Origin of the sequence: Vibrio sp. 10N.286.49.C3, from assembly GCF_041469545.1 — a bacterium.
In the GTDB taxonomy this organism is placed as follows: Bacteria; Pseudomonadota; Gammaproteobacteria; order Enterobacterales; family Vibrionaceae; genus Vibrio; species Vibrio tasmaniensis_A.
Map to the genome: position 1 here is coordinate 1 of NZ_JBFRKT010000064.1, position 8,993 is coordinate 8,993.

At 44.3% G+C, this 8,993-nt stretch carries 7 protein-coding genes and 1 pseudogene; 6 read left to right on the forward strand and 2 right to left on the reverse strand.

The window, feature by feature from the left end; all coding sequences use genetic code 11:
- The 6 genes and pseudogenes from AB4180_RS21380 to AB4180_RS21405 form a co-directional block, all read left to right on the forward strand.
- Positions 1 to 153: pseudogene (locus AB4180_RS21380) on the forward strand (IS4 family transposase); the annotation flags it as partial.
- Between the two features lie 149 nt (positions 154 to 302).
- The gene (locus tag AB4180_RS21385) at positions 303 to 905 is read left to right on the forward strand and encodes a hypothetical protein (RefSeq protein WP_102250588.1); all 603 of its coding nucleotides are present in this window, start codon (positions 303 to 305) and stop codon (positions 903 to 905) included.
- Positions 906 to 916: 11 nt separating this feature from the next.
- A complete protein-coding gene (locus AB4180_RS21390; protein WP_102250589.1) occupies positions 917 to 1,828 on the forward strand; it encodes a sterol desaturase family protein in 912 nt (303 codons plus the stop codon).
- An 8-nt stretch (positions 1,829 to 1,836) separates the two neighbouring features.
- Positions 1,837 to 2,511, forward strand: coding sequence for a response regulator transcription factor (locus AB4180_RS21395; RefSeq protein ID WP_061023409.1), 675 nt, complete (start codon positions 1,837 to 1,839; stop codon positions 2,509 to 2,511).
- Positions 2,508 to 3,800: a sensor histidine kinase gene (locus AB4180_RS21400; RefSeq protein WP_102250590.1), complete on the forward strand. Its 1,293-nt coding sequence runs from the start codon at positions 2,508 to 2,510 to the stop codon at positions 3,798 to 3,800. The genes AB4180_RS21395 and AB4180_RS21400 overlap by 4 nt, the downstream gene beginning before the upstream one ends.
- 76 nt (positions 3,801 to 3,876) lie before the next feature.
- Positions 3,877 to 4,029 carry a hypothetical protein gene (locus AB4180_RS21405; RefSeq protein WP_009844874.1) on the forward strand — a complete coding sequence of 51 codons (153 nt, stop codon included), beginning with the start codon at positions 3,877 to 3,879 and terminating at the stop codon, positions 4,027 to 4,029.
- A 110-nt stretch (positions 4,030 to 4,139) separates the two neighbouring features.
- Here AB4180_RS21405 and AB4180_RS21410 read toward each other — a convergent pair whose 3' ends face one another.
- A complete protein-coding gene (locus AB4180_RS21410; protein ID WP_017085490.1) occupies positions 4,140 to 4,463 on the reverse strand; it encodes a DOPA 4,5-dioxygenase family protein in 324 nt (107 codons plus the stop codon).
- A gap of 204 nt (positions 4,464 to 4,667) precedes the next feature.
- The coding region (locus AB4180_RS21415) for an SslE/AcfD family lipoprotein zinc metalloprotease (RefSeq protein WP_372081973.1) at positions 4,668 to 8,993 on the reverse strand (4,326 nt) is incomplete at its 5' end.

Consider the following 8,993-nt stretch of genomic DNA (forward strand, 5'->3'; position numbering starts at 1 on the left):
GCTTTAAGCCCAGACGGAACTCTACCTGTAAAACTGAAAAGGATGAGAGACAGTTTGAGTCACTTCATTCTTCCAGATAAAAGAAAGGACCGAACGTTTCCACGTTCAGTCCTCTTTGTCCCAGCCAAATATCCGTTCAGGTTCAAGCAATAATGCTTATCCGAACGGCATTACCTCATTTGAGGAGCCTTTTTTAATGAATCACCTATACCCTCTGACCAAAACAATCCCCACGGTTACCTTTTGTTTACCTCGCCTCCTTTACTGTCCTTGATAAGAAAAATGAACCACAAGGAAAGAGCATGAAATTATTCGCTTCATTACTCACGACAGTCGGTATTACTGGTGTTGTCTGGGGGCTATTACATATTCAGCCTGCGATTGCGGATGCATCGACGGAGCAGCCAATCGCTGAGTTATCAACGAACAAGTCATCAATCGACAAACAGCAAAAAAACAAGTCCGTAGAGGTCAAACAACAGGCGACTGCAAACACGACTTTTCTGCAAGGTTTGAGCAAGACGATTCCATTAGAGGATGTTCCTGAGTTATGGGTGGACTTCTACCAGAACCTCGAAGTCAATGACAAAGAGAACGCACAACAGAAAGTCATCGTGATCTATCAAGACATCAGCTTAGATTTCAGCGAAGCAACGATCACGATTGGCTTCCCGATTCAGCAATCAAAATCAAATAAAAACAAACCCTTAATTAAGATTCCAAGCAAAGCCAAGGGCACCCTTCTGCTAGGTAAAGGCGAGCATACTGAACAGGAACTAGCACATGCTTGGGAAGGTATCGCGATTCTAAAAGAAGTGGATATGGTTATAGAACATCACCAGCTGAATCAGCATGGGTTGCCAGATTCTAGTGAGTTATACGTCTATTATAAGAACAATCAGTAAAGGATTTAGTTATGGATTTCACTTTGGATAACATTGGGAGCTTTCTCTCTCAAACATTCACAGAAACAAGCATCATCCTTACCGAGACTTGGGTCGATGACAACTTTCTACTGCTTGCTCTGGCTCTGTTTATCTTTGAGCTTATCCGCTATGCCTTTAAGAAAAAGCTCAGCTGGAATATGTTGGGAGACAGCGCGACCAACTTAGTCACCTTGTTCTTCTTATTGGTTACCGTTTTCTTTGTCGGGTTAGCTTATGTTGGTGCTTTTGTTTACGCCTACGAGAACTTCAGCCCAACTCAACTGCCAATATCCGGTTGGACAATTCTGGGGTGCTTGATCTTGGCCGATCTCGCGTACTACTGGGAACACAGATTCTTGCACAGCAACGGTTTAGCTTGGGGAACGCACTCGGTTCACCATAGCTCGCCTTACTTTAATATCTCGGTCGCCTATCGCTTTGGGCCTTTAGATTGGTTCTTCCCGTTCTTCTTTCATTTGCCGTTAATTCTGCTGGGTTTCAATCCGTTTGTGGTTCTGATGTGTGAAACCTTTGTTCAACTGTTTCAAACACTGCTGCACACTGAAACCGTTAAACGCTTGCCTCGCCCTGTTGAAGCCGTTTTTAATACGCCTTCACACCACCGAGTGCATCACGCAACCAACAAGCAGTATCTTGATAAGAACTATGCTGGCATCTTCATTATTTGGGACAAGATGTTCGGCACCTTCGCTAAAGAAGAGGAAGAAGTCAGATACGGTGTGTTCCCGAGAATCAACTCTGTGAACCCATTTAAGGTATATTTCCACGGCTACGTTAAACTGTGCCAACAATTATGGCACGCGCCAAATTGGAACTACCGACTACAACTTCTTATTCAGCCGCCTATCTGGGCTTGGAAAAGAGAACGAAAAACAAAGTAAGGACACTTATGAGTATTAACGCCCTGTTGATTGAAGACGACAGCGACTTGGCAGAAGCCATTGCAGACTATATGGAACTCGATGGGTTCGAATTCGATTTTGCTTACAATGGCAGTGCTGGGCTCAATCTTGCGCTAGAGGGGCGTTATGACATCATCTTAACGGACATCAACATGCCTAAAATGGATGGGCTTGATGTCTGCCAATCTCTTAGGAAGCAAGGCGTAACCACTCCGATTCTCATGTTAACGGCAAGAGACACGTTAGAAGACAAGATCGCGGGGTTCGAGGTCGGTTCGGATGACTATCTAGTGAAGCCTTTTGCGATGGAAGAACTCAAAGTACGGCTGATGGCGCTGATACGTCGCTCTCAAGGTTCGGTGACGTCTCTGTCTGTGGCAGATCTCAAGCTGGACTTAGACAAGCACCAAGCTGTTAGAGACGGCAAGCTATTGAAGCTCTCCCCAGTTTGTTGGCGAATGCTCGTGATGTTAGTGCGAAACAGCCCTAACGTGGTGAGCAAAGCCAAGCTTGAAGAAGCATGGGAAGACGAAATGCCAAGCTCTGATAGCATGAAAGCGCACCTGTTTAAGCTTCGACAAGTGGTTGATGCGCCCTTTGACTCAAAACTAATTCACACGGTTCATGGCATTGGTGTTGTCTTACATGGGGAGTCATCATGAAGCACCCGAACATGAATCGAGTCAGTATCAAGCGTGATATCTACCTCTACTTATTTGGCATCGTCGTATTACTCACTGCCATCTACAGCTTGATGGTATCTCAGAGCTATCATATTGGTCTCAATGAATCGGCAAAATATGGATTCTTATATGAGCTGGAAGTGGCAGAGCAGCAATACATCGAAACAGGGCAACTGCCAGACTACCAAAACCCAACATTCCAAGCCTTTCTAAGCTATTCGGAACTGCCCACTAAGTTTCAACAAGCCTTTGATTGGAATACGTTTGATAACGACGCTATTTATGATCGTTACCAGCCTTCGCCTAACAATGAGTCAGGCCAATATCTCTATGCAGCCAAACATCAAGTTTCTGGTAAAGACGAAGCCTTGTACATCATTTCTGAATACGACGAAGCCATCTACTTGAATCTATTCGAGCTCAACCCACCCGATTCCGTGAACCAAATTAACAATGCCTTCATTGCCATCGGCGCCCTTTTACTCTTGGTATTTTTAATCATTCGCCTTCTGATACATCGAGTCACCAAACCGATTATTACCCTATCAAAATGGTCTGAATCTTTGGATGTGGGCAACACTGAAGGTCTGACTCAGTTTCGATATAAAGAGATCGATCAGTTAGCTTCCCAACTAATTAAAAGCGTGCACGGTGAACGACAGGCCAATGAGCGTGAGAGCTTTTTCTTAAGAGCTGCGAGCCACGAACTAAGAACACCGATTGCCACTATTTCAGCCAGTGGCGATATGCTGGTTCGCTTGTCTGAAAGCATTCCCAACAGCGGCCAACGTGCCGTCGCGCGAATCCAACGCTCAGCTACCAACATGAAGGCCTTGGTAACAACTCTGCTGTGGATGAGTCGTAATAGCGAAATGGATACCAACTATGAGCAAATCAAGCTAGAATCCCTGCTCAATAATATTATCGAAAGCCAACGATATCTTCTAAAAAACAAAGAAGTGGACATTCAAACCAAGGTTGAGCAAGAACAACATGCCCTGCCCCGGGAGTTAACCGAGGTTGTGATCACCAACTTAATCCGAAATGCATTTCAGCATGGTGGCAGCGGAGATATCAGCATCACACTGACAGAACATCAGTTTGAGGTAACCAACCGTTTGGAAGATGAAAACCTAGCAAACGACTCAGTACAGCAAACCTCTTTTGGTATCGGCCTAGAGCTCATTGATCGCGTTTGTCAGAACCAAGGTTGGCAGTTTACTCATGAAACTCACAACAATGAGTTCAACGTTAAGGTAATTCTGTAGATGCTTAATTGATGGTGACCAAAAGTTTACCCTTGCTTGGTTATGCTAGTCGCACAATCTAGTTAGGAGTTATTTTATGGGCACTTGGATTTTAGAAACACTGTTGTGGGCTGTGGTAACGGTGGCGGTTTGTGTCGCGATTTGGGGGCTGTACTTACCTAATATATTAATCGCATTAGGTGTGTCGGTAGCGGTATCACTGTTACTGGGCAACAGCTGGAGAAGCTAGTTATTTAAGAAAGAGCATAGTTCAAAACATAAGTGAGTATTGGCACACCCGACAGCAGCGATATTTACTAAGTACGTTGATTAGGCACGTACTGTCGGGCGCGAATTAAATTAGCTACTTAGCGTTTCTTCGAATACACCTAGCTCACGACCAAGCCATGTCGCGCGTACTGTGTGATCCAAAGTTTCTTCACCGCCCGTTACTGGGTGAATAAGCACCGACATGTCGCCGCGCTCTTGTTCAAGCCACTCAACAATACCCGACTCTTTGTTCGCAAAGTGAATCTCAAACATCGGCATCTTATGTGGGCCAACCAAACGCTGTATTAATGGGAAAGTCTCTAGCACATCTTTGCGTTCCGATAGAATTTTCTGACGCAGTGTTTCTGCCTGCTCTGCAAAGCGCAGAGGGAAATAGATATGACCGTGGTACATGGCACCATCCTTTAGAATTATGATGCGAACAGTTTAACCTGCTTTCTCTAGCAAGGACAGCCAACCAATGGCAGCCGAAGTATTAAACATCATGTAGAAGACTGATCTAGCTGAAATTTCTAGAACATTGCAACAAAAACGCCACACGTAATTTAAGTGTGGCGTTTATATTTTAGCTGTAAAATGCCTTAGCAAGAATTAGCGTTAGTAAATTGAATCAACATTCAAAGGGCTGTTCTTTGGTTTCTCTAGTTTTAACTGTTCAACCGCACTAAGACCTTTAGAGCTAATTCCACCACTATAAGACTTCGAGCCATCAGCATTAGTCATCGAGGTTTCTCCCACGTTCCAAGCAACAAAGAAATCACTTAAGTCATAGTTCGAAACGTAGGAGCTACATACCATCATTAAGTCGCCACCGGTTAGCCCAGTATCTTTGGCACTACAATAGTTTTCAACCGCATCACCCTCTGTATCACCTCGAGCTTTACGGTGCATAAGTTTGAACATGTTCCAGCCTTCATCTTCACCATACACATCAGATTGGCTTGCGCCGCGTGTATACCAATCATCAATTGCAAAGTTCGATTTTGCCCAGATTTTTAGCTGACCAAACATAACTAATCGTAAACCTGCATCACCATGTGACCACGCATGTTCATTATTAAGCTCTAGCCATTTAGGTGCTTTCTTAATATCCGATTTAATACGATCCATTTCAGGGTTTGCATTGCGCCCCTCTAACTCCTGCATATACAACGCAAGAAGGTTATTGGTCACTTCTGTACTACCAGCCGCTAGGAAAGGAGCTGATGCTAAGTTATGACCAACTTCATGCCACAACAACCAGTCGTTCACAGGGTTGGTTGGAATGTATGTCCGATTTGCGTTAAAGCTTGAATTCATCACTGGGTAACCAGAGTGAGCAGCACCAATCGAAATCTGCACGTCATTCACAAAACGATGGCGGAACGCCTTCAGTTCTGGATAAGTGAACCTACGGTGTAAACCAGTGCTTTGTTTCTCATCACGCCCGTAGAAGTCACTTGCAGCTTCAGCGAATCGATTCATATCTGTTGCGAATTGGTTCAAATCAGCGGATTCTAGATTCCTTATTGGTGTAGTGTAAATAAATGAACCCGTATCGATTTCTGCAATTGGTGCGTCTGCCGATTGAATAGTGTTAATCCACTGTCCCTCTTTCCACCAAGCAGCTTTTAACGCGCCCTCAATGCTAAACGAGACTTCACCAAGCTCTTTTACTTTCGGTTGAATGTAAATAAGGCCACCATATGGAACCTTGAAAGTTAAGCTCGATCCATTGTAGTCAAAGCTGGTTTGCATACGTGGAGGGCGTTTCAAACTCGTTTCGTGATTCGGCTTACCTGTAAGATCATCCGCCATCATTACAGTAATCGTTGCAGCGACACCATGACTAATCGTCACATCTTGTAGCTGAGGAGCCCATAAACCTGTCGATTGATTGTTCCCAGCCGAATACGTGACGCCCTTGCCATCTGTTTGGATAAGAACCGAACTTGACGAAGATGCACCTGAAGTTCGACCCGGATACATTGTGGTATCAACAACGATTTCATGATCCCAGAATGAGCGCCCCAACATAATGCGAGTCAGAGGTTTCTCCATGTAATTTAATGGATAGCTCGGATTCAACTGTCCCGATAACTCACCTTCGCCGTGTATCATTCCATTAGCGACTAACGACGCTTTTAGGTCAACAGGACACTGTGCTTCTAGTGTATCTGTTTGATGTAAGTCTTCGGTATAACAGTTAAGGAACTGAACAGCTTGCTTGAACCCCAACTCATCTTGTATGTCTGTTTCAAATCGGTATGCGTTGTCATTCCATATCCAAACAGACAGGTTATCAAACGCTTGATTCAATTCGCTGTTAGACAGACGCTTACCTTGAGTACCTTTCGTGCGATAGTAAATCTCGTGCTCGTAGAGCGCTGTAAAGTTAGAACCCAAGTTCGCTGCTTTCACCATACTGTCGACAATGGTTTTACTCACTTCATAGCGATCGAAATCGGCTCTATGATAAGCACCGCGAACAGTCACACCGTCTCCAGAACGAGTCTCTATACAGTTAAATTCGTATTCATACTCGTTCTTACAAAGCTCAGTGCCAACGAATGCCGACTGCAGTTCTTTGATCGCCGCTTCACGCTCTGCTACAGATTCAACAAAGATACGTGCGGATTTTGCCTCCATTACCGTTACACCAGACGCATCAAGCACTGGCTTCCCTTCAGCGTCTAACTTAGCAACCTCATAAGTCGGGATTTCAAACTTGATTTTGGATTCATCTTCAATCCACTCAACCGTACCATCTTGATTTACCGTGAACGGAGGCTCTCCTTGGTTATCTTGAAAACGCTCAAGAACCACCATTTCCTTTTCACTCTTCACGTGAAGATTTGGATACGGCGCTTGGCAGTAATAAGAGCTACCGCAGAAAGCTTGGTTTGTTGGCGTAACGTTTTCACCACCTAGAGATACACCCGCGGCGTCCGCTAAGCGCCCAATAGGTTCAGGGTTAGTCGTTTGAATCGCATCCATAAACAAGATATTGCCACCGTCATTAACATAGTTAATAAGAGCCGTAATATCGTCTTGGTTTAAGTTAGGGTTATCCAAGTCAGCAACAAACTGGTTAGTCATGCCATCTTGAACCAACTTAGGTGGGTATGCCTGAAGGATCAAAATAGGCGTGGTGCTCGCATCCAAACCATCAAAGTCACCTGAACCGCGCTTTTCTACTGATGCAAAACCATACTGAGGACTAACAAAAAACGTGTACTGCTTACCCATTGTGGAGTGGTGATAAGCCGAATAAGCTTGGTCAATATTGGTGACTGCATTCATCCCAGCAATAGGCAGACCATTATTGAACCACTCAAACAAGTTCGAGAAAAACGACCTCATGCTGCCTTGGTCATCATGCAGTAGGTTTTCGAACGTCGAAACAGTGCACTGTTGTTTGTTGCTATCGATATGCAATGTTCGATTGGCCCAATAATTTTCAGGGCATGACAGAATACTTGGATATAAGCCATTACCCATGAACACGACCTTACCTTTGCCTATCTCGCCTGCTGTAACGAATGGAAAACCATAAGTCGCGTTGTCTTCAGAGACTAAAGGAATCGGCGGCATCGAGATACTTGGGTGTTGTGCGATGTAAGGCTTGCCTTCACGAGTCCAGGCCTGTTGCTCACCAAAGTAAAGCTCACGGTTTTTATCAGTTCTTGGCATCATCACAGGGAATGCTCTGTTCGATATATTCAGAGCTCGCATACCACGGGTATAACCCGTTGCACCGTAAAAGCTACCATTATCATTGAATACATGGAATGTGGTGACGTTGTGAAAGATTTGCTGCAGAGACTCTGTTACATACTGACCAGAATCCATAGATAAAACGGCAGGTTGACGAACATAATCCATAAACTGAAGCGTTTGGCGCAGCTGCTCATCGATTACTCCCGTTAACCCTTGGCTAAACTGACTAACAAACTCATTAGGAAGTTCAAAGTCTGTACCCTCTATTAATCCCCCATTTGGCAGAGTTAGGTTAATCAGTTCATTTATAACGTTAGGGTACTTTGAAAAGGTATCTTGGACTTCTTCAGATATCTCATAATGACTTAGATGATCAACCGCGTAGCGCTCTAGTAATGACTGGATATTCGCTTTCTCTACCACATTATTGGTCACATCAGACAATTGATAAGCAATCTGATTACCCGTAATGGAGCCAAACTCAAATGTATCAATACCAAAAACGATTCTGTCGCCCCACAGGTACTCAAAGATTCCCTCTTCATCCGTCACGCCCGTCGCGTTAGCCGAAAAGAAACTGATCCCAGAAATCGGCGTACCATTAGCATCTGTAAGCTTACTGCGAGTTAACACCTTACCTTCAACACTTGGCTTATAAGCATAGGTAGACTCCGCGTCTGCAGAAACAAAACCAGCGTTAAGGTTATTGTCCGCATTAGGGTCAACCGCAGGAACAACAGTTGTGTCTACGTGTGAACTAGGAGCCTTACCTACTTCATCGGTAGATTCTTCTTCTTTCGATGAAAAGTATGTATCGACAGCATCTTGATCATCAAGTTGCGAGAACACATCCTCAATATCAAAAGCATCCAGTTCTTTTAAACAGATAACACTTTCTGTCTCACAAACATCAATTGATTCGAGTACTTTAGTAACGTTGTCTCCGTGTAATTGTGTCAACTCAAATGCCGCGTTAAGCCCATCATTTGAAATCGTGAACTCTGTTATCTCAGGGAAAGGAGCAGTGAAATCACCTAAAGTAAGGTGACCCAAGGTACAACTAAAACTCACGCCTTGTTTAACACTGAACGTTCCGTTTTCAAGATGAACGCCGTCACAGTACACATCTCCAGACACAAACGCCCCGCTCGACAACAGTGAACCGATGTAAGTTGTTGGGGGGATAATATCTGTAGGTGGAATAATGTCAGTCGGCGGAAGAAT

Excerpts from the sequence above, each read along its gene's own strand:
- AB4180_RS21385 (WP_102250588.1), top strand. The coding sequence starts at position 303 with ATGAAATTATTCGCTTCATTACTCACGACAGTCGGTATTACTGGTGTT.
- AB4180_RS21390 (WP_102250589.1), top strand. The coding sequence starts at position 917 with ATGGATTTCACTTTGGATAACATTGGGAGCTTTCTCTCTCAAACATTC.
- AB4180_RS21395 (WP_061023409.1), top strand. The coding sequence starts at position 1,837 with ATGAGTATTAACGCCCTGTTGATTGAAGACGACAGCGACTTGGCAGAA.
- AB4180_RS21400 (WP_102250590.1), top strand. The coding sequence starts at position 2,508 with ATGAAGCACCCGAACATGAATCGAGTCAGTATCAAGCGTGATATCTAC.
- AB4180_RS21405 (WP_009844874.1), top strand. The coding sequence starts at position 3,877 with ATGGGCACTTGGATTTTAGAAACACTGTTGTGGGCTGTGGTAACGGTG.
- AB4180_RS21410 (WP_017085490.1), bottom strand. The coding sequence starts at position 4,463 with ATGTACCACGGTCATATCTATTTCCCTCTGCGCTTTGCAGAGCAGGCA.